The sequence below is a fragment of the Bradyrhizobium sacchari genome (genome assembly GCF_002068095.1).
In the GTDB taxonomy this organism is placed as follows: Bacteria; Pseudomonadota; Alphaproteobacteria; order Rhizobiales; family Xanthobacteraceae; genus Bradyrhizobium; species Bradyrhizobium sacchari.
Window position 1 is genome coordinate 287350 of record NZ_LWIG01000012.1, and the last position, 19720, is coordinate 307069.

Annotated in this window: 18 protein-coding genes; 6 read left to right on the forward strand and 12 right to left on the reverse strand. The window is 65.7% G+C overall.

The features are described from left to right. The 3 genes from A5906_RS16565 to A5906_RS16575 form a co-directional block, all read left to right on the forward strand. A partial coding sequence (locus A5906_RS16565; protein WP_201723791.1) for a hypothetical protein occupies window positions 1-675 on the forward strand: 675 nt, incomplete at its 5' end. After that, window positions 659-1603, forward strand: a complete 945-nt coding sequence (locus A5906_RS16570) for an alpha/beta fold hydrolase (protein WP_136615274.1) — start codon at window positions 659-661, stop codon at window positions 1601-1603. The genes A5906_RS16565 and A5906_RS16570, both read left to right, overlap by 17 nt. Before the next feature lie 353 nt (window positions 1604-1956). Then, a complete protein-coding gene (locus A5906_RS16575) occupies window positions 1957-2943 on the forward strand; it encodes a helix-turn-helix domain-containing protein (protein ID WP_080136441.1) in 987 nt (328 codons plus the stop codon). 35 nt (window positions 2944-2978) lie between these two features. On the opposite strand, the gene A5906_RS16580 is transcribed toward A5906_RS16575, so the two are convergent. After that, window positions 2979-5300 carry a molybdopterin guanine dinucleotide-containing S/N-oxide reductase gene (locus A5906_RS16580; RefSeq protein WP_080136442.1) on the reverse strand — a complete coding sequence of 774 codons (2322 nt, stop codon included), beginning with the start codon at window positions 5298-5300 and terminating at the stop codon, window positions 2979-2981. A 301-nt stretch (window positions 5301-5601) separates the two neighbouring features. On the opposite strand from A5906_RS16580, the gene A5906_RS16585 reads away from it, so the two are divergent. Beyond that, window positions 5602-5952 (forward strand): RidA family protein, encoded by a 351-nt coding sequence (locus A5906_RS16585; RefSeq protein ID WP_136615277.1) that lies wholly within the window; start codon window positions 5602-5604, stop codon window positions 5950-5952. Window positions 5953-5993: 41 nt separating this feature from the next. On the opposite strand, the gene A5906_RS16590 is transcribed toward A5906_RS16585, so the two are convergent. From A5906_RS16590 to A5906_RS16635, 10 genes are all read right to left on the reverse strand, one after another. Continuing rightward, on the reverse strand, window positions 5994-7493 hold the full coding sequence (locus A5906_RS16590; protein ID WP_080136443.1) for a tripartite tricarboxylate transporter permease: 1500 nt from the start codon (window positions 7491-7493) through the stop codon (window positions 5994-5996). A gap of 12 nt (window positions 7494-7505) precedes the next feature. Then, the gene (locus A5906_RS16595) at window positions 7506-7973 is read right to left on the reverse strand and encodes a tripartite tricarboxylate transporter TctB family protein (protein WP_080136444.1); all 468 of its coding nucleotides are present in this window, start codon (window positions 7971-7973) and stop codon (window positions 7506-7508) included. Continuing rightward, window positions 7970-8767, reverse strand: a complete 798-nt coding sequence (locus A5906_RS16600) for a carboxymuconolactone decarboxylase family protein (RefSeq protein WP_080136445.1) — start codon at window positions 8765-8767, stop codon at window positions 7970-7972. The genes A5906_RS16595 and A5906_RS16600 overlap by 4 nt, the downstream gene beginning before the upstream one ends. A gap of 13 nt (window positions 8768-8780) precedes the next feature. Next, window positions 8781-9554, reverse strand: a complete 774-nt coding sequence (locus A5906_RS16605) for an SDR family NAD(P)-dependent oxidoreductase (protein ID WP_080136446.1) — start codon at window positions 9552-9554, stop codon at window positions 8781-8783. A 26-nt stretch (window positions 9555-9580) separates the two neighbouring features. Beyond that, window positions 9581-10600: an acyl-CoA dehydrogenase family protein gene (locus A5906_RS16610; protein ID WP_245326755.1), complete on the reverse strand. Its 1020-nt coding sequence runs from the start codon at window positions 10598-10600 to the stop codon at window positions 9581-9583. Window positions 10601-10645: 45 nt separating this feature from the next. Next, window positions 10646-11419, reverse strand: a complete 774-nt coding sequence (locus A5906_RS16615; protein ID WP_136615278.1) for an SDR family NAD(P)-dependent oxidoreductase — start codon at window positions 11417-11419, stop codon at window positions 10646-10648. Continuing rightward, a complete protein-coding gene (locus tag A5906_RS16620) occupies window positions 11416-12627 on the reverse strand; it encodes an acyl-CoA dehydrogenase (RefSeq protein WP_080136448.1) in 1212 nt (403 codons plus the stop codon). Before A5906_RS16620 ends, A5906_RS16615 begins: the two co-directional genes overlap by 4 nt. 52 nt (window positions 12628-12679) lie before the next feature. Then, the gene (locus A5906_RS16625; protein WP_080136449.1) at window positions 12680-13897 is read right to left on the reverse strand and encodes an ABC transporter substrate-binding protein; all 1218 of its coding nucleotides are present in this window, start codon (window positions 13895-13897) and stop codon (window positions 12680-12682) included. A gap of 62 nt (window positions 13898-13959) precedes the next feature. Beyond that, window positions 13960-16089 (reverse strand): acetate--CoA ligase family protein, encoded by a 2130-nt coding sequence (locus tag A5906_RS16630; RefSeq protein WP_080136450.1) that lies wholly within the window; start codon window positions 16087-16089, stop codon window positions 13960-13962. Window position 16090: 1 nt separating this feature from the next. After that, window positions 16091-16861 (reverse strand): enoyl-CoA hydratase/isomerase family protein, encoded by a 771-nt coding sequence (locus A5906_RS16635; protein ID WP_080136451.1) that lies wholly within the window; start codon window positions 16859-16861, stop codon window positions 16091-16093. Between the two features lie 190 nt (window positions 16862-17051). Between A5906_RS16635 and A5906_RS16640 the strand changes: the two genes are divergently transcribed. Continuing rightward, window positions 17052-18029: a tripartite tricarboxylate transporter substrate binding protein gene (locus A5906_RS16640; RefSeq protein WP_080136452.1), complete on the forward strand. Its 978-nt coding sequence runs from the start codon at window positions 17052-17054 to the stop codon at window positions 18027-18029. Window positions 18030-18050: 21 nt separating this feature from the next. Here A5906_RS16640 and A5906_RS16645 read toward each other — a convergent pair whose 3' ends face one another. Continuing rightward, complete coding sequence (locus A5906_RS16645; protein ID WP_136615279.1) at window positions 18051-18725, reverse strand: TetR/AcrR family transcriptional regulator; 675 nt, start codon at window positions 18723-18725, stop codon at window positions 18051-18053. Between the two features lie 98 nt (window positions 18726-18823). Here A5906_RS16645 and A5906_RS16650 point away from each other — a divergent pair, with 98 nt between their 5' ends. After that, window positions 18824-19708, forward strand: coding sequence for an SMP-30/gluconolactonase/LRE family protein (locus A5906_RS16650; protein WP_080136454.1), 885 nt, complete (start codon window positions 18824-18826; stop codon window positions 19706-19708). The last annotated feature ends 12 nt before the right edge of the window (window positions 19709-19720 follow it).

The window sequence follows — 19720 nt, forward strand, 5'->3', positions numbered from 1 at the left end:
GGCGGTTTGGCCCGCTGGAACAGCCTGAGCCGGTTCACGCTCCATTTGTCCGTCGGCGGAACGCTGTTCGCAAGTGCCGGACATGCCAGGGAATTCAAGGATGTGACCGCAGAAGGCTCGACCCGGACGCAATCCGTCCGGTTCACCGGCATCACCGGCGGGGAGTATTCGGGCTCCTTCCAGCCCGATGCGATCACGATGGAAAGCCTCGATGGCGAGGTGCTGCGGACCTGGCGCGATCCAGGCCTTGCGTTCTCCGAGGCCGGCTCGGCCGCGCTTACGGACGAGTTGCACCTCGTCTTCTTTTGCGGCGTCGCGATCTGGAATTATCTGACCAATCCATTCCTGCTCGCCCATCCCGACGTCGTGCTGGAGGAACTGCCGCCGTGGCACGAGAACACCGAGACCTGGCGGCGGCTGCGCGCACAATTCCCTCCGAGCCTGATCACGCTCGCGCCCGATCAGATCTTTTATTTCGATGAGAACGCACTGCAGCGGCGAACGGATCACGATCTGTTCGGGATGAAGGTCGTGCACTACTCCTGGGCCCATGACAGTTTTGGCGGCATCGTGGTGCCGACGCTGCGGCGTGCGCAGACGCTGCAGCCTGACGGAACCGTGAACGCCAAGCCCGTGCTGATGGATGTCGAGATTTTTGATGCCACGTTCGAGTAGCAGCGTCGGCGCGCCAACCAGCGTGCAGGCCCCGACGCAGGATCTGCGATCGAGCCGACGCTCGATCAGCTATCACACCGCCGAGATTCAGGGCCTCGAGGTGTTCTATCGCGAAGCGGGCCCTGCCGACGCGCTGGCTGTGCTGCTGCTGCACGGCTTTCCCTCTTCCTCACGGATGTGGGAGCCGTTGCTGCCGCTGCTCGCCGACAAGTATCACCTGATCGCACCCGACTATCCCGGTTTCGGCCACAGCAGCGCGCCGCCGCCATCCGATTTCAGCTATACATTCGACAACATCGCGGGCGTGATCGGCGAGCTCACCACGAAGCTTGGTCTCACCAGCTACGTCCTGCTCATGCAGGACTATGGCGGACCGGTCGGCTTCCGCATGGCGCTGGCGCATCCCGAGCGCGTCCGCGGCATCATCATCCAGAACGCCGTTTCGCATGAGCAGGGATTGAGCCCGCTGTGGGAAACGCGCCGCAAATACTGGGCCGATCCCGCGCGCGAGCTCGACGCGCTCAAGGCCAACTTCACGTCTCTGGCGGCGACGCGCCAGCGGCATCTCGGCTCCAGTCCGCATCCCGAGCGTTACGACCCCGATACCTGGACCGACGAATACGCTTTTCTGACGCGTCCGGACCAGGCCGAGATCCAGACCACGCTGTTCCTGGACTACCGGACCAATGTCGTGTCCTACCCGAAATGGCAGGACTGGCTGCGCAAGACGAAACCGCCGACGCTGGTGGTCTGGGGCATATACGATCCGTCCTTCACAGTCGCCGGCGCCACCGCCTATCGCGACGATTTACCGGATGCCGAAGTCCACCTGCTCGAGGCCGGCCATTTCGCGCTCGACGAGGCGACCGACGAGATCGCCGGGCACATGCGCGACTTCCTCGCGCGGCTCGACGGGCAAAAGGGCTAAACGGGGCATTTCGTCAGTGCTACCCCCGAACAACACCAGCCGGATGATTCCGCTTGCTGGCGAAGACGATCGGAGCCCATCGCGGGCTCGACGGTGGAATGCGCACGGCACAATCATGGCCGGCGACGCAAGAAGTTGAAAAGTTTGCCGAAGTTGGACCACTGCGACGGGCTGTCACACCTTGTGCGCTCGCACAAAATCTAACACATCCTAATCAGCACTAACGGGCTTGTTGTCGGGCCCGCGCCTATCCTCCGAGCATGGAAAGCCTTCTCGAAAGCCTTGTTGACGGTTTTGGGCTTGAGAGGTTGCCGGTCGCCACCAGCGGCCGCGACGCGGAAAGGGGACGAGCGATGTTTACAGACTTGCAGGCGGCACATGCCTGGATTGACGTTCAGGCCAGCCCGCGGGATCACCAGGTCCATCAGGCGGCGCAGGCGATCCCCAAAGAGAATGAATGGCGCAGACTCGATCGCCGCCCGGATGCGGCGATGGAGGACATCACGATCTCACAATGGCAAGACGCTCGAACTGCCTCGTCGCACGAGGCGACGACGCCCATGGACCGGTATTTCGTCGGTATCGCCCTGAAAACCACGCGCGCGAAATTGACGCGAGACCGCCAGATCATCTTCGACGGAACCATGCCCGCAGGCACGCTCTATGTCAGCGCGCCGTCGAAGCCTCTCTCTGCACAATTCCAGGCGCCCTGTGCCTTCCTTCACTTCCACATCCCGGCTGACCAGTTCACGACGCAATCGCCTGCGACCGACGGAGTCGACGACCTCGTCCTGCTGCGCGATCCGCTCGCCGTCGAACTCGCCAAGGCGCTGATCGAGCATGGCGATGCCGCGGACCGTCCATTCGCGCGCTGTATCGTCCAGACCCTTGCGATGCATCTCACGCGGTTGGAGCTGCCACGCGCGCGGGTCAATGCATTGCCGAAATGGCGGCTGCGACGCGTCGAGCAGCATATCGCCGATCATTTCGACCGCAGCATCAGCCTGTCCGAACTCGCCAGCGTCGCTGGCCTGTCCAGGATGCACTTTGCGGCGCAATTCCGCGCCGCGACCGGCTATCGTCCGCGCGAATATCTGCTCAATCACCGGATCCAACATGCGAAGACGCTGCTGGCGACGACAGGGCGGCCGCTGGCCGAGATCGCGCTTGCCGTCGGCTTCTCGACGCAGGCGCATTTTTCGACTGTCTTCAAGCGCATCAGCGGTCAATCGCCGGCACGCTGGCGGCTCGGCAGCAAGAGCGAACCCCTTGAGGTCGAAGCACCGTCGCGGCGCCGTCCTGCCGCGGAGAGAGACTGGATCGCCAGCGCGGCCGCCTAACTGATGCCTCCGCGCCTTGCGGACCCCGCGCTCCGTCACACCGGATCGAAGGCACGGATCGGCGGCAGGTTGCCGGTGAACTTCTCGACCTCGACCGTTGTCAGCTGCCCGGTGCAGCCCTGCGCGAAGGACGAGGTGCCGATGTCGCGGGTGAGCACGTTGGGATTGCCGTGAACGCAGAGCGGGGCGTCGTCCTCGGGATCCATGGGGTCATACCAGGCGCCGGTCGGAAGCTGGACGACACCGGCCGCAATCCCGTCGGTGACGTGGATGGCGGCAAGGCACGCACCGCGCTCGTTGAACAAGCGGATGATATCGCCGTCCTTGATGCCGCGCGCGTCGGCATCGCGAGGGTTCATGCGCGCGACCTCGCGGCCGCGATGCTTTGCGCCAAGCGAGTGGCCGCCGAAATCGAGCTGGCTGTGCAGGCGCGTCACCGGCTGGTTGGCGACGAGGAAGCACGGCGCGCCAGGCTTGGGCACGTCGGTCTTCTCGAGCCAGACCGGATGGCCAGGGCAGTCCGCGTCGCCATGACCGGCGATCTTCTGCGAAAAGATCTCGATGCGGCCGCTCGGCGTCGGCAGCGCATGATTGACCGGATCCTCGCGAAAGCGGCGCAGCCGGCCGCCATCGTCGGGCTGCTGCGGCACGACCAGGCTGCCGCGGCGCCAGAATTCGTCGAAGTCAGGCGCCTCCAGGCCGCGCTTGGCGAGCGAGGCGCGGGTCGGCTCATAGAGATATTCCAGCCACTGGCGTGAGGTGCGTCCCTCGGTGAAGGGTTCGCGCGCACCGAGGCGCTCGGCGAGATCGGCGAAGATCTCGTAGTCGTCGCGCGCAAGGCCGAACGGCTCAGCGATCCGGTGCATCGCGACCATGAGCGGATCGTTGCTGGAATAGCCGATGTCCTCGCGCTCCAGCGTCATCGTCGAGGGCAGCACGATGTCGGCATGCCGCGCGGTCGCAGTCCAGGCGAGCTCGTGCACGACGAAGGTGTCTGCTTTCGCGAACGCCTTGCGCAGGCGGTTGATGTCCTGGTGATGGTGGAAGGGATTGCCGCCGGCCCAGTAGACGAGGCGGATGTCCGGATAGGTGCGCGTCTCGCCATTGTAGCGATAGGAGGTGCCGGGATTGAGCAGCATGTCAGCGATGCGCGCGACCGGAATGAAGTCGCGCACGCCGTTGCGGCCCTGCCCCAGCGTCGGCCCCGGCACGTCGTTGACGCGGCGGCCGTAATAGCCGATCGCCCCGAGCGAGTAAGCGTAGCCGCCGCCGGGAAGGCCGATCTGGCCGAGAGCCGCCGCCAGCACCATGCCCATCCACACCGGCTGCTCGCCATGTTCGGCGCGCTGGAGCGAGTGCGAGACGGTGATCAGTGCGCGTTTGCCGGCAAGGCGGCGCGCGAGCGAGCGGATCGTCTCCGGCTCGACGCCAGAGATCGCGGCGGCCCATTCGGCGTGCTTTGCCTGCCCGTCGCTTTCGCCGGTGAGATAACGCAGGAAGACCGGCCAGCCCTCGGCGTAGCGATCGAGGAAGGCCTGGTCGTGGAGCTTCTCGCTCACCAGCGTATGGACGATGCCGAGCATCAAGGCGGTGTCCGTGCCGGGCACGCAACTCATCCATTCGGCGCCGGCTTCGACCGGCAGATCCTCACGGAGCGGGCTGACCAGGATGAATTCGCAGCCGCGCTTGCGCGCCGCCGCCATCGCACCGCGCTCGACATGCTTGCTGATCGAGCCGCCGGCCACCATGGAGTTCTTCAGCGCCATGCCGCCGAACGCCAGCACGATGTCGGTCTCGGTCGCGATCTGCTCCCAGGTGACGTTGCGCTTGGTGATGTCCTCGTAGCCGCAGAGGATCTGCGGCAGCAGCACCGAGGACGCGCCGGAGGAATAAGTGTTCACCGAGCGCACATAGCCGCCCATCGCGATGTTGAGGAAGCGATGCACCTGGCTCTGGGCGTGATGGAAGCGGCCTGCGCTCGACCAGCCATAGGAGCCGCCGAACACGGCGCCGGGCCCGCGTGTGTCGCGGATGCGGCAGAGCTCGTCACCGAGGAGATCGAGTGCCTTCTCCCAACTGACGGAGACGAATTCATCGCGGCCGCGGCGGTCGTCCGGACCGGGCCCGCGCTCGAGCCAGCCGCGGCGGATCGCCGGCTGGGCGATGCGTGCCTGATGGCGGAGCGCGCCGGGGAAATTGTCGATGATGCCGTTCGGATCGGGATCACCCGCATAGGCCCTGACCTCGAGCCCGGCCGCGCCATTGCGCGCCGAGAACACGCCCCAATGCGAGGTGTGCGGCTTGAAGCCGTCCGAGAGGTCGAGGCCGGGGTCGGGAAAGCCAATCGTATCGTCCATCGTCTGATCCTCGTTCCGGGGCGTGGTGGCAGTATACCGATCCACACCCCGATGTCGTCGTGATCAGGGGCAGCGGAAACGCTGGGCTGGCGCGCGCAAGGACAGCTTGGCAAACATTTCACGGAATGATCGAGGGCAACGCGAGAGCCGTTTATTATCCCAATATCAATGCCTTAATGATCCGACTCGGACGCCACGGTCCCCATCTGTCGATCAGGTTTCGCATCGATCTCTTCAAAGGACATGGACGGAGAAATGTGCGATATGCCCGCCCATCCCTTCCAGCAACATCGGTCTCATCATGATCCAGCGCGTCCTGCCCTACGAAGGTCTGCTCCACGAAGTGGTCGAGCACAACGGCGTGCTCTACATCGGTGGAATCGTCCCCGAGGACACCAGCCTCGACATGTCGGGCCAAGCCAATGACGTCCTCGGGCAGCTGGCGCGCCTGCTGAAGACGCTCGGATCTGACCTCGCCAACGTCCTTCAGGTGACCATCTACATGACCGACCTGAAGGAAAAGGCCGCGTTCAATGCGGCCTGGAAGGCGCACTTTGCGGAAACCCACCTGCCGGCACGCGCCGCGATCGGCGTAGCCGATCTCGGGCCTGGCGTGAAACTCGAAATGACCGCCATCGCTGCCCGGCAATAGCCGCGCGCGGGCGGCCCGTCAGATGACCTTTCTGCCCGGCCTCATTCCTGGAGCGCCTCCTCGCGCCGCGCGCGGATCGTCGGCAGCATGATCAGGATGATCGCGATGGCGGCCGCGGCGAGGAGGCTCGCCGAGATCGGCGAGGTCAGCAGCACGGTGGCGTCGCCCCGTGACAGCACCATGGCGCGGCGGAAATTCTCCTCGATGGCCGGGCCCAGGACCAGGCCCAGCAGCAGCGGCGCCGCCGGCAATTGCAGCTTGATCAGGACGTAGCCGAACACGCAGAACACGGCCGCCTCATAGACCTCGAACGTTCCGCTGTTGATGGAATAGACGCCGATCGAGCAGAACACCATGATCGCGGGAAAGAGGTAGCGATAGGGGATGGTGAGCAGCTTCACCCACAGCCCGACCAGCGGAAGGTTGAGGATCAGCAGCATGAGGTTGCCGACCCACATCGAGGCGATCAGGCCCCAGAACAGGGTCGGATTCTTCGTCATCACTTCCGGGCCCGGATGGATGTTGTGGATGTTCATGGCGCCGACCATCAGCGCCATCACGACGTTGGAGGGAACCCCTAACGTCAGCAGGGGAATGAACGAGGTCTGGGCGCCGGCATTGTTCGCGGATTCCGGGCCCGCAACGCCCTCGATCGCGCCCTTGCCGAACTGCTCGGGATGCCGCGACAGCTTCTTCTCCAGCGTATAGGACGCAAAGGACGACAGCACCGCGCCGCCCCCGGGGAGGACGCCGAGCAGCGTGCCGAGCGTCGTGCCGCGCAGCATTGCCGGAACCATGCGGCGGAAGTCCTCACGGGTCGGAAACAAATTGGTGATCTTCTGGGTGACCACCGACAGCTTGTCGTCCTGCTCGAGATTCTTGACGATCTCGGCGAAGCCGAAGATGCCCATCGCCAGCGGCACGAAATCGAGGCCGTCGAACAGCTGGGGGATGCCGAAGGCAAAGCGCTGACTGCCGCTGTTGAGGTCAGTGCCGACGAGGCTCAGGAGCATGCCGAGCACGACCATGCCGATGCCCTCGAGGAACGGACCGCTCGACAGCACCGAGGCAAGGATCAGGCCCAGGATCATCAACGCGAAGAATTCCTTCGGGCCAAACAGCAGCGCGGTCGCCGTCAGCGGGCCCGCGAGGGCTGCAAGAGCGAGCGTGGCCACGCATCCGGCGAAGAAGGAGCCGATGGCCGCTGTTGAGAGCGCGACGCCGGCGCGGCCCTGCTTGGCCATCTGGTAGCCGTCGATCGTGGTCACGACGGACGAGGACTCGCCGGGCAGATTGACGACGATGGCCGTGGTCGAGCCGCCATATTGCGCACCGTAATAGATGCCGGCGAGCATGATCAGCGCGGCGTCCGGTTGCAGGGCATAGGTGATCGGCAGCAGCATCGCGATGGTCGCGAGCGGACCGAGCCCGGGCAGCACGCCGATCAGGGTGCCGAGCAGGCAGCCGAAGAAGGCGTAGAGCAGGTTGGCGGGCTGGGCCGCCGTGGCAAAGCCGATCGCCAGATTGTGGAAGAGATCCATCGCCCGGCTCGCTCAGTTGAGAAGGGACGGCCACACGGGCAATGGCAGGCCGAGGCCATAGACGAAGACGGCAAGGCACAGCACGATGAGCACCGCCGCGTTGGTCAACGCGCCCGTCCAGGTGAATTCGGGGCTGGCCCTGCTCGACACCATGATCAGCACGAACAGCGCGCCGACCAGCCCGAGCGGGAACAAGAGGGCACCGAACAGGATGACGGATCCGGTGATCCAGGCGAGGCCCTTGATATCCCATGCGCGTAGCGTCTCCCGGCCCGCCGCCGACTTCATTGCACTGAGGATCACGACGAGACCGATGGTAGCGAGCACGATCGCGAGCAGGCGCGGGAAATAGCCCGGCCCCATCTTAGCCGCCGTGCCTGCGGGATACTGCAGCGCCGTGACGAAGAAGAAGATTGCAAAGGCGAGAAACAGGGCACCGGAGGCGAAGGCTCTGTGATTGCGGATTGCCAATCCTTTCATTCCCGCCCTCCGTCGCCCGATCCCTCGCCGGTATTCTCGGGGCGTCCCTCGAGGGCCTCCATCAGGACCGGCACGCCGATGGCGCAGGCATGCACGCCGAGATGCGCTGTCATCTGGAGAACCTGACGGATCTCCCGCTGGCCGATGCCGAGCCGCAGCGCCCGCTTGATCTGCACACGCAGCCCTTGCGGATTGAGCGCGGTGAAGCAGGCGTTCAACGCCAGCGAGATCAGACATTGCGAGCGCTGGTCAAGGCCGTCGCCAGCGGGCCGATCGGCGAGGAGATCCAGCAGGACGGCGAAATAGCCGGGATCGCTCCGCAGCCATTGCTCGCAGAAATCCGGCCAGTCCCCGAATTGCGCCACATAGGCATCGCGCAACGCCTGCTGCTCTTTCGTGAGTTCGGAATGATCGGCCTGAATTCCAGCGCGCGCCAATTCCTCGGCAAGGATGCCGATGCCGACGTTGCAGCCGTCCAGCCCCTGCAACGTCGCGAGGCGAAACACGTCGATGATCTCCCGTGCCGTCGCGCCCTCCTGAAGCGCGAGGCGAAGGTGCAGCGCAAGGCCGGAGCGGAATAGATGCGTCGACGAGCCGTCGAGCGCGACGTAGATCAGCTCGCACATCTTGCGAGACAGCGGCCCCTTCTCCGCGGCATAGCCCGCATACCTGCCGTAGGCCTGAAGAAACTCGGGATCAAAACGCAACAGGCCTTCCGTCCAGGGCCGCCAATAGCCGCGGGCCTTGATATAGGCCTCTTTCAACACTTCTTGTTCCGGCGTCAGGTCGGCCATCGCGCTTGTCCCGTCAGGCAATGTTGGTCAGGGTGATGCCGCCGTCGACGGTGAGCACCTGCGCCGAGATGAAGCCGGCCTCGTCACCGGCGAGGAAACAGATCGCCTTGGCGATGTCGTCGACCGTGCCGAGCCGGCCCAGCGGCGTTCGTGCGACCCGGCGCGCGTCGAGCTCGGCGTTGCGGTTGCGCATCGTTCCTTCGGTTGGAATCGCCGATGGCGCCACGGCATTGACGCGGATGTTGCGCTCCCCGAGCTCCGCCGCGGCAGCGCGCGTGATGCCCATGACGCCGGCCTTGATGCCGCTGTAGACGATGCTGTTCTTGGCCGAGATCAGGCCGGCGACCGAGGCGACGTTGACGATGGCGCCGCCGCGCTCCGCATCCATCACCTCCGCGGCGGCCTGGATCCCCCAGATGATCGCCTTAAAGCCGATGTTGAGCATGCGATCGACGGTTTCCGCGGCAATGTCCGGGACGGATTGATAGCGCACCCATGCCGCGTTGTTGACGAGAATATCGAAGCGACCTTGCTGCTGCGCCAATCCCAGAACCGCCTGCCGCATGCCGTCGCGGCTGGAGACATCCTGCGTCACGGCAACCGCGTTGCCGCCGGCTGCCTTGATCGCGCCCACGGTGCTGTCAACGAATTCCGGCTTCAAATCATTGACGCCGACGATCGCGCCGCGCGCGGCGAGCTTGAGCGCTGTTGCGCGGCCGATGCCGTTGCCGGCGCCGGTGACGAGTGCGACGCGGCCCGCGAGCGTCTGATCCCTGGTTTCGGTCATGGCTGTCTCCCTCACGCTATTGTCCTTCAAGCTCCTGCCTCGGCAAACGGAGCAACTTCCGATACGTAATTGCGGCCGAAGGTGCTGATCAGGCCGCTGGCATCACCCTGGGCCTGGAGCGTGCGGATGCGGCGCAGATGTCGATGCACCGGCACGTCCCAGGTGAAACCCATGCCGCCATGGATTTGGAGCGCGCCTTCGCTGATCGAACCGCCGTAGGTCACGGCTGCCAGGAACGCGGCATCGCGCTGCACTGGACCGCCAACCTCCGACAGGCTGCGCGTGATCGCGTGACGAATGCTCTCGAGGCCGAGCTTCTGGCGCGCCAGCGCATGGCGGATGGCCTGGTTGTAGGACAGGGCGTGGCCGAACTGGCGGCGCGTCGAGGCATGCTCCTGCGCGAGCGCCAGGCACGCTTCGGCCGATCCCAGGATGGCTGCGGCACGGAGCACATTGGCATCCGAGCTGAGCAGATCCCAGGTGCCGGCCGGCAGGATGGAGCCGTGGGGGACCTCGACCTTCTCCAGCCGCACCACGTGCTCCGGCACCGTCAGGTCGAGGCCGGCCGCGTCCTCCACCACGACACCCCTGGCATCGGCCGGGATCAGCGCCGCGGCGCCGCCGCTCATCCGCACCAGGATGTGGTCGGCCGACGCAGCGCTCGGCGCGCGCGCGAGCGAACCGTTCAGCAGCAACAACCCGCCGTCCCGCTCGGCAAATGCCTCGCCCTGCCAGGCGATCGTCGCCAGTTTGTCGCCGGACACGATCGCGGCGGCAAGACGCGTCAGCGATGACTGCAACAGCCGGCTGACGAGAATGGTCTCCAGCAGCGGAAAGCCGAGCAAGCCGGCGTGAGCGGCGGCGATCACCGGCACCGCGAAACCAATCGGCAGAGCCAGTCCCCCCACCTCTTCATCCGCGACGATTCCGAGCAGACCGTCGCCGGCGAGATTTTGCGCCTGTTCGCGTACGCCGAGACCGGCACATGCGGTCACAGCGCGTACCGCGGTTGCCGCGAACTCGTCGGGCTGAAGTGCTTCGGCCATGCTCATCATTATCCTCTTCGAAAACCGTGCGACTACGTTCGTTCACTAGGCGAGATAACCGCCGTCGACCGGCAGGATGACGCCATTGACATAGGACGCCATCGCCGAGGCCAGAAAGATTACCGGCCCGGCAATTTCATCAGGCTGTCCCACGCGCTTCATCGGCGTGCGCGCCATCAGCCCGGACAGCCTCGCCGGATTGTCCCGCGTGCTCTCGCTCATCTCGGTCGCGATGATGCCCGGCGCGACGGCATTGACCCGGATGCCGTCAGGCGCGAGATCGCGGGCGAGCGCCTGCGTGAACAGCCTCACCGCGCCCTTGGACGGCGAATAGCCGAGCGCACCATTCATGCCGCCAAAGGCCGCCGCGGAGGCAATATTGATGATGGTCCCGCGCGTCTTGCGCAGCGCGGGGATGAAGGCATGAACCACGTTGAACGTGCCGTTGACGTTGACGTCGAAGACCTGGCGCCAGTTCTCGTGCGCGCGCGGGCTGTCGATCGGCTCCCGGATGATGATTCCGGCATTGTTGACGATGACGTCGGCGGGGCCGATGTCCTCGTCGACGCGCTTCGCCACGTCAGTGCACGCCGCGGCATCGGTCACATCGAGCGCATAGGCGGTTGCCTCTTTGCTCCCGTCCCTGATCTCGCGGGCGGCGGCCTCGGCCCGGTCCAGCCGCAGATCGGTCAGAACCACCCTCGCCCCGGCAGCGGCGACGCCGAGCGCGATGGCGCGGCCGATCCCCTGGCCCGCCCCGGTCACCACGACCAGACGATCGTGCAGCAAGCCCGCGACCTTGCCCTGGGAAGGCATCATTTGCCTCGCGACAGCTGGAGGATGCGATCGGCGATGATGCCAAGCTGGATCTCGGTCGTGCCGGCATAGATCGTCTCGGCGCGCGCCGCGAGATAGATCGCCTCGAACCGGCGCCGCGCCACCTTGATCGCCGGTGTCTGCGGCAGCGATGCCTGCGACAGCAATTCGATCGCGAGCGCGGCAAAGCGCTGATGCGATTCGCTCCAATAGAGCTTTGCAAGACTGCCGCGCGCGCCGATCTTGTCACCGCTCGCGAGCGCCTCGACGGCGGTCTCGACATGCGCCTTCAAGACCTCGATTTCGACGGCGACCTCGCCGAGCCTGACCGCGTAGTGCCGGTCGGCAACCATCGCCGACAGCGCTGGATCGGCCTTGCAGGCCGAAATGAGATGGCGCAGCTCGTTCTCGAAGCGCCAGGCGCGATACATGCGGTTGGTCGCCCGTTCGATCTCCAGCACGCGGATGGCGGCGGCCCAGCCCTCGTCAGGCGCGCCGATCGCGTCTTGCTGGGCAACCTCGACCTCGTCGAAGAACACCTCGCAAAAGCTCTCGCGGCCGTCGATCGACTTGATGGTGCGCACGCGCACGCCCTTGGCATCGAGCGGCACCGCGAACATGGCAAGGCCGCGATGGCGATCCTCCAGCGCCCCGGTGCGCGCCAGCACCAGGCAGCGCTGCGCACGATAGGCACCACTGGTCCAGATCTTCTGGCCGTTGATACGCCAGCCGTCGCCGGTTTGCGTGGCCCGGGTGCGAAGCCCGGCGAGATCGGAGCCGGCTTCTGGCTCGGAAAATCCCTGGCACCAGATGTTGCGCATCTCGAGGATCGCGGGCAGGAAGCGCCGCTTCTGTTCCTCGGTGCCGACCGCCAGGATGATCGGACCGGCGAGCTCCTTGCCGATCGAGTTGACGCTCTCCGGCATCGCAAGCCGGCCGATCTCCTGATTGGCGATGAGATGCTCGCGCAAGGAGCGGCCGTGCCCGCCATAGGCCTGCGGCCAGGTGATGCCGGTGAGGCCGGCGCGGTACATCGCCGCCTCCCAAGCCACCGACTGCTGCTGCGTGGGCGGCGCGAACGCGGCGCTATCGCTGCGGAAGCTGGCAGGCAGATTCGCATGCAGCCAGCGATGAATCGCATCGCGATAGGCTTCGCCCGTCAGACCTTCTCCTGCGACGGATTGCGTCGACACCGCTTCGAGTACACTCATCGCCTGCTTCCCGCTTTCACCATACCTGCCGGCATGTCCGGCTGCTCGTTCCTCACTGCGACTTGAGAAGGTCGCAGGCGCTCTCCGACGCCGGCCGCCACGCATCCTCAGGCGCGATCGTGCCGGTGATCTCGTAATAGTCGTAGGTGTATTTGGATTCCGCCGGCGTCTTGATCCGCGCGACATAGAGCGGCCGCATCACCTGGCCGTCGGCCCGGATGCTGACGTTCTTCATCTCGAAATCGTTGACCGGCGTATTCTTCATCTGCCGCATCACGGCATCGCCATCGTCGGAACCGCTTGCGGCCACCGCCTTGAGGTAGTGCGTGATGGCGCTGTAGGTGGCCGACTTGCCCTCATTCAGCAGCTGACCGTTGGTTGCCTCGGCATAGCGCTTGGCGAAGGCCCGGCTCTCCGGCGTCATGTCCCAGTAGAACGGCGTCGTCAGCCGCACGTTCTGCAGATCCTTCAGACCGATCCCGTGCGTCTGGCTGATCATGAGACCGAGCGGGACGAGCAGCTGCGACTTGGTCAGCCCGAACTCCTGCGCCTGCTTGATCGTATTGGCGAAATCAGAGCCCGAATTGGCGATCGCGATCGCCTTGGCGCCGCTGGCCTGCGCCGTCAGCAGGAACGAGGACAGGTCCGACGCATTCAGCGGATGCAGCACCGAGCCGACCACCTTGCCGCCCCCGGCCTTGATGAAGTTGGTTGCGTCGGCCTGCCAGGCCTTGCCGAAGGCGTAGTCGACGGTCAGGAAGAACCAGCTGTCGACGCCCTGCGCCAGCAGCGCCTTCACCGTGGCCTTCGGCTGCGCATAGGTGTCGACCACCCATTGCGTGGTCATCGGCGAGCATTTGTCGTTGGTGAAGAACGAGCCCGCCGTGCCGGCCAGCATGTAGGGCTTCTTGCGGCTCTTCATCATCTCCTGCACCGCAAGCGCGATCGAGGAGGCCGAGCAGCCAACGATGGCATCGACACCTTCATTGTCGACCCAGCGCATGGCGATGGCGACGCCGACATCGGGCTTGTTCTGGTCGTCGGCGATGACGAGCTCGATCTTCTTGCCGCCGACCGTTCCGCCGAAATCGGCGACCGCGAGCTTGGCGGCCGCGACCGAGCCAAGACCGCAATTGTCGGCATAGGGACCATTCTGGTCGTTCATGACGCCGATCTTGACGACGTCGCCCGAGATGCCTTGCGCTTGCAAGGGTGCATTCGTCAGCAGCAAGGCCATCATGCCGAGCGCCGAGATCGTCCTTCTCACCATCTTATCCTCCTGCTTGCTCGCGTTTCCTCTGGGCCTGCTTCTGCGGCCTCTTGTCGATGAGTTCAGTGGCCTCCCACCGGCCGCTCTCCGTGCGGGATCAGCAGCGCGTCGAGCGCAACTGCGCCCTCGCCCCTGGCGCGAAGCAGCAGCGGATTGACGTCGATTTCCGCAATCGTGTCGGCATGCGCGGCAGCAAAGCGCGACAACGCGGCGACGGCCTTGGCCGCGGCGTCGAGGTCGGCGCGTGGCCGCCCGCGCGCACCATCGAGCACGGCGAACGCCTTGAGCGATTTCAGCATCGCCATCGCCTGCGCCTCGCTGACCGGCGCCATCTGCACGGCGGAATCTTGCAGGATCTCCGCGAAAATGCCGCCGAGACCGACCATCACCACCGGACCGAACACCGGGTCGATGCGGCTGCCGAGGATCAGCTCGGCAACACCCTTGGCCATGGGCGCCACGATCACGCCGTCGATCGCAGCGTCAGGGGCCCTGGTGGCGACCCGGTCGCACATCTGGGCGTAGGCGCGCCGGACGTCGGCTTCCGAACCGAGGCCAACGACAACACCGCCGGCCTCCGTTTTGTGCGGCAGATCGGGCGATGCGATCTTCAGCACCACGGGATAACCGATCTCGGTGGCGGCACGCGCCGCCGCATCCGCATCCCGGACGAGACGTTCGGTCAGAACCGGAACGCCGGCCTCGGCCAGCGCGCGCTTGGCGCCAAGCTCGTGGCGGAAGGCGTCGGCAGCAGGCGGCGCCGCCCGCACGACCGGCGCCGGCTTGTCCTGCGGCCGCTGCGCCGCGGCCTGCAACCGCACCAGCGCGGCGACGGTCGCGCAACAGCCGTCGAAGCTTTCGATTGTCGGAAAGCCGAGCGCATGCAGCTCGGCCAGCGCATCATCCGGGCCGTCGACACACAGGACGATCGGGCGGCGAGGAAATTGCGCACGCATGTTGCGCAGTGTATTCATATAGATCGAGCGCAAGCGCGGCAGGTGCAGCGAGAACGGCAGCGGCAGGATCACCGTGTCGGTTCGCTCGTCCGCGACGACGGCGGTCATGATCTTCTCGAGGAGATCAGGACGGCTCGACATCTGCGCGGTGGCATCGACCGGATTGCGGGCCGACGCAAAGGGCACCAGCTCCAGAATTTGGCGTTGCGTGTCCTCGCCGAGCTCAGGCAAGGTCAGCCCGGCCGATTGCGCGGCGTCCGCGAGCAGCACGCCGAAGCCGCCCGACGCCGTGAGGATCGCGATGCCCGGCCCCTTCGGCAACCGGTCCGGCAGCAGGATCGATGCGGCGTGACCGAGATCGATCAGCTCGTCGATGCTGCGCACACGTACTGCCCCGCAACGGGCGAACAGCGCGTCGAACACGGCATCCGATCCGGCCATGGCGCCAGTGTGCGAGGCCGCTGCGGCCTGACCGGCCGCAGATGTGCCGATCTTCATGGCGATGACGGGCTTGCCGGCATCGCGTGCCTCTTCCAGGGAGGAGATCAAGCGGCCGGCGTCGCGGCACGCCTCGAGGCAGCACAGGATCACCTTGGTGGCGGGATCGCGCGCCATCCAGGCAATGCCGTCGGCGATGTCGATGTCGCACTCGTTGCCCGTGGTGATGAAGCGGCTGACGCCGACGCCGCGCTCGCTGGCAAGGCGCATGGTGTAGCTGCCGAGATTGCCGCTCTGCGACACGATGCCGAGCGAACCGGCGGCCGGCATGCCGTGCTCGAGCACGATCGAGAACGTCGCGATGCTCTTCTCGGCGACGCTGACGGCGCCGAGGCAATTCGGCCCCAGCAGGCGCATGCCGCTGCCCCGCGCGGCAACGCGCAGCCGCTCCTGCATGGCGCGGCCCTGCTCGCCGAGCTCGGCAAAGCCCGAGGAGAAGACGACGACGCTGCGGACACCGCGGGCGGCGCACTGCTCGACGGCTTCGCACGCGCGTTCCGCATCGACCGCGATGATGGCGAGGTCGGGCGCCTCCGGCAGGTCGGCGACGGAGGCGTAGGCTTGCAGCCCCTGCACCATCGCGGCCTTCGGATTGACCGGATAGATACGGCCGGCATAGCCGTGCCGGCACAACAGATCAACCGGCCGGCCGCCGATCTTGGTTGCCTCCTGCGAGGCGCCGATGATCGCAATCGAACGCGGCGACATCAGCGCGTCGAGACCTTCTCCCGGCCGCATCTCAGCGCCCCTTGAACACCGGCGCGCGCTTCTCCAGGAACGCCATGCGCGCTTCCTTGGCGTCTTCCGTCTTGGACAGGGCCATCGTGATGTTCTGCTCGAAGCGGTAGGCATCGCGCGGCGGCATCAGCTCGACCATGTTTGCCGCGTTCTTGGCGTACTCCATTGCAATCGGGCTCTTCGAGGCGATCTCGCGCGCGAGCTTCATCGCTTCGGGAAGCAGGTTTTCCTTGGTCGTGCAGGCCTCGATGATGCCGAGGCGGTAGAGCTCGGCGGCCGGCACGCGATAGCCGGTGAAGAACATCCGGCGCATCAGGGAGCGGCCGAATAGCGTGTTCAGCATCGCAGCGCCGCCGGCGAGGCCGACATTGATCTCGGGCATGCCAAACACGGCTTCCTCGCAGGCGTAGAAGATGTCGCAGGAGGCCATCAGGCCGACACCGGCGCCCAGCGCAACACCGTTGATCGCGGCGATGACCGGCTTGGCGCATTCGCGGATGCAGTTGCCGGTCTCGCGCGTGATCCGGTTGTGGCTGTGAAATGCGCCGATCTTGGCTGGGTCCGGCCGGTCCTTCAGATCCGCACCGCTGCAGAACACCTTTCCGGCGCCGGTCAGGATCGCGACCCTGACGTCCTGGCGCTCGGAGATCTCGTCGAACACCCCCACGATACGGTCACGCATGGCACGATCGAGCGCATTCACCGGAGGCCGGTTCAGCGTCACCAGCGCGATGTTGTCGGACACTTCGAGGGTGACGATATCTCCTGACATGGGCTTCCTCCTAGGCTTCTGTTCGTATTGCTTGTGGTCGCATCGCGACGCCTGACCGATCGGTCAGCTTTTTGTGCTGATAACACCAACTGCCGCGGCTTGCAATATCCCCTCGCCGTCCTATTGACCGACCGATCGGTCAGCCGATAGATTTCGCAGCAAGCAAGAACGACCCCTAAGGAGGATTTCCATGCCCAGGATCAGCCGACGCCGGGCGACCGCCCTGATCGCCGGCGCCCTCGCCGCGCCGCTCGGCGCGCCTGCAATCGTCAGGGCGCGCGCATCGCAGATCTTCATCATCGTGCCCTATGCGCCGGGCGGCTCGATCGACAGCCTGATGCGCTCGATCGCGAAGGCCATGGCGGAAAGCCTCGACCAGCCGGTGCTGGTCGACAACAAGCCCGGCGCCAACGGCATCGTCGGGTCGCAATATGTGGCGCGCGCGCCGAAGGACGGATCGGTGCTGCTCGCCGGCGGCACCGGACCGATTTCGCTGAACGTGCTGCTGCGCAAGAACCTGCCCTACAAGCTCGAGGACTTCGCCTCCGTCGCCATGCTCTGCAACGGGCCACTTTCGCTGACGGTGAACGCGCGCACGCCGGCCACCGACGTCAAGAGCTTCGTCACCTACGCAAAGAGCCGCGACAAGCCGCTGTTCTACGCGACGCTGGGCCCCGGCAGCGTCACGCATCTGTTCGGGATCATGATGGGCAAGTCGATGGGATTTACCGTCACCGAGGTCGCCTATCGCAACAACCCGGCCTCGATCATGGAGACACTGTCGGGGGAGTGCGATCTCAATTTCGCCACGCCCGCCGCCGTGATCGAGCATGCGCGCGGCGGCCAGCTCCGCATCCTCGCGCTCTCATCGGACAAGCGCATGGCGAGTTTTCCGGATGTCCCGACGCTCGCCGAATCCGGCTATCCCGACCTCACGGCCTCGTTCTGGACCGCGCTGCATGCGCCTGCGGGCACGCCGCGCGACGTCGTCGCGCGGCTGAACGCGGCGGCCAACGCCGCGATGCAGAAGCCGGAGATCGCAAAGCAGCTCGAGACCGACGGCCTGATGGTCGATACCGGTGCGCCGGAACGGCTCGACGCCCAATTGGCCAAGGACGCCGCGCTCTGGGGACCGGTGATCAAGGCGCAGAACATCGTTCTGGATTGAGGCGCGGCCGCCTCCCGCTGGTCAGCGCGATTTGCGCCGGCCGGCCTTGGGCGGCTCCGCCGCCGGAAGTTCGACAAGCTCGCCGCTGCGCAGGCCGTTGAAGATCATGTCGAAGAAGGTGTCGGCGATCTGCTCGGGGGTCGCGGACTTGTTGGGATTGTACCAGCGATGCATCCAGTTGAGCGAGGACAGGATCAGCCGCCCGGTCATGGGAACATCGACCTTGCGAATCTCGCCGGCATCGATCGCTTCCTGGATCAGGCCGCGCAGAAAATTCTCGAAACGGTCTCGCCGCGTCAGCCGCTCCTTGTGCCGCTGGCGGTCGGGGTCGTTCCAGAAGGCGGTCGTCGAGGCGATCCAGGCCCAGCGGTAGCGGCGGAAATATTCCGCCGTGGCGACCATGAAAGCGCGGATCTTTTGCGACGGCGGCCCGTCGGGAATCCGGTCGCGCACGAACAAATAGAGCTCGAGCGTCGAGCCGACCGCGACGCGTGCGTAGATCTCGTCCTTGTTGGAGAAGTGATGATAGAGCAGCGACTTGGAGATGCCGCAGGCGAGCGCGATGTCGCGCATCGAAGTGCCCTCGAAACCCTTGCTGGCGAACAGGCGCCCAGCCTCGGCGAGGATCTGCAGCACGCGGTCCGAGGCCTCGGCCTGGTTCGCAACGCCGTCCTTCATCGTTGACAGTTCAGTCATGAACTCCGCTATCCATTCGTCAGCCCGAGAGTCTTTAGAATGAAACTAGGTTTTCACCGACCGATCGGTCAAGCCCGGCGATTCCCGCGGAAGGAACCATGAGCGCAGCCCGTATCAGGCGCATCGGCGCCACCAGGGACCAGCTCGGTGAGAGCCCGGTGTGGGACGAGCGCGGGCAGCGCCTCTACTGGATTGACGCTCTGGCCGGATTGATCCACAGGCTCGATCCCACGACCGGCGCGACCGAGCAGTTCGGCGTGCCCGCGCCGATCGGCTCGCTGGCGCTGCGAGGCGACAGTGGCGCGGTCCTTGCCCTCCGCAACGGATTTGCGGCTTACGATTTCGACAAGCGCGCGTTGACGGAAGGTCCACTGATCGGGCTGGATCATCCAAAGGTGCGGCTCAACGACGGCAAGGCCGATCCGCATGGCCAGTTTCTGGCGGGCACGATGCATGGCGACCGCGCGCCGGATGAAGCGCCACTTGGCGGCCTCTATCGACTGGACGCATCAGGCACGCTGCAACTGCTGGAGACGGACCTTGCCGTGAGCAACGGACCATGCTTCAGCCCGGACGGCCGGACCTTCTACCTCGCCGACAGCGCAAGGCGGATCATCTGGGCCTATGATTACAGGGCGGACGGCCCCCTCGCGAATAAGCGCGTCTTCGTCGACACGGAAGCGCTGGGATCCGGCTGCGACGGCGCAACGGTCGATGCGGACGGCCACCTCTGGTCCGTGCTCGTGCGCATCGGCAGGATCGCGCGGTTTGCGCCGGACGGACGGATCGTACGGACGATCGACATGCCGGTCCGTCATCCCACCAGCGTGAGCTTCGGCGGCCCCGGTCTCGACGTCCTCTACGTGACCTCGATCTCGCGCAGCCACGCGCTGGCCGACGACCACCCCGATGCCGGCGGCCTGTTCGCCGTCGAGGGTCTCGGCGTTCGCGGCCTGCCGGCATACAGATTTGGCGCGGGCTGACCGGCCGCGCGG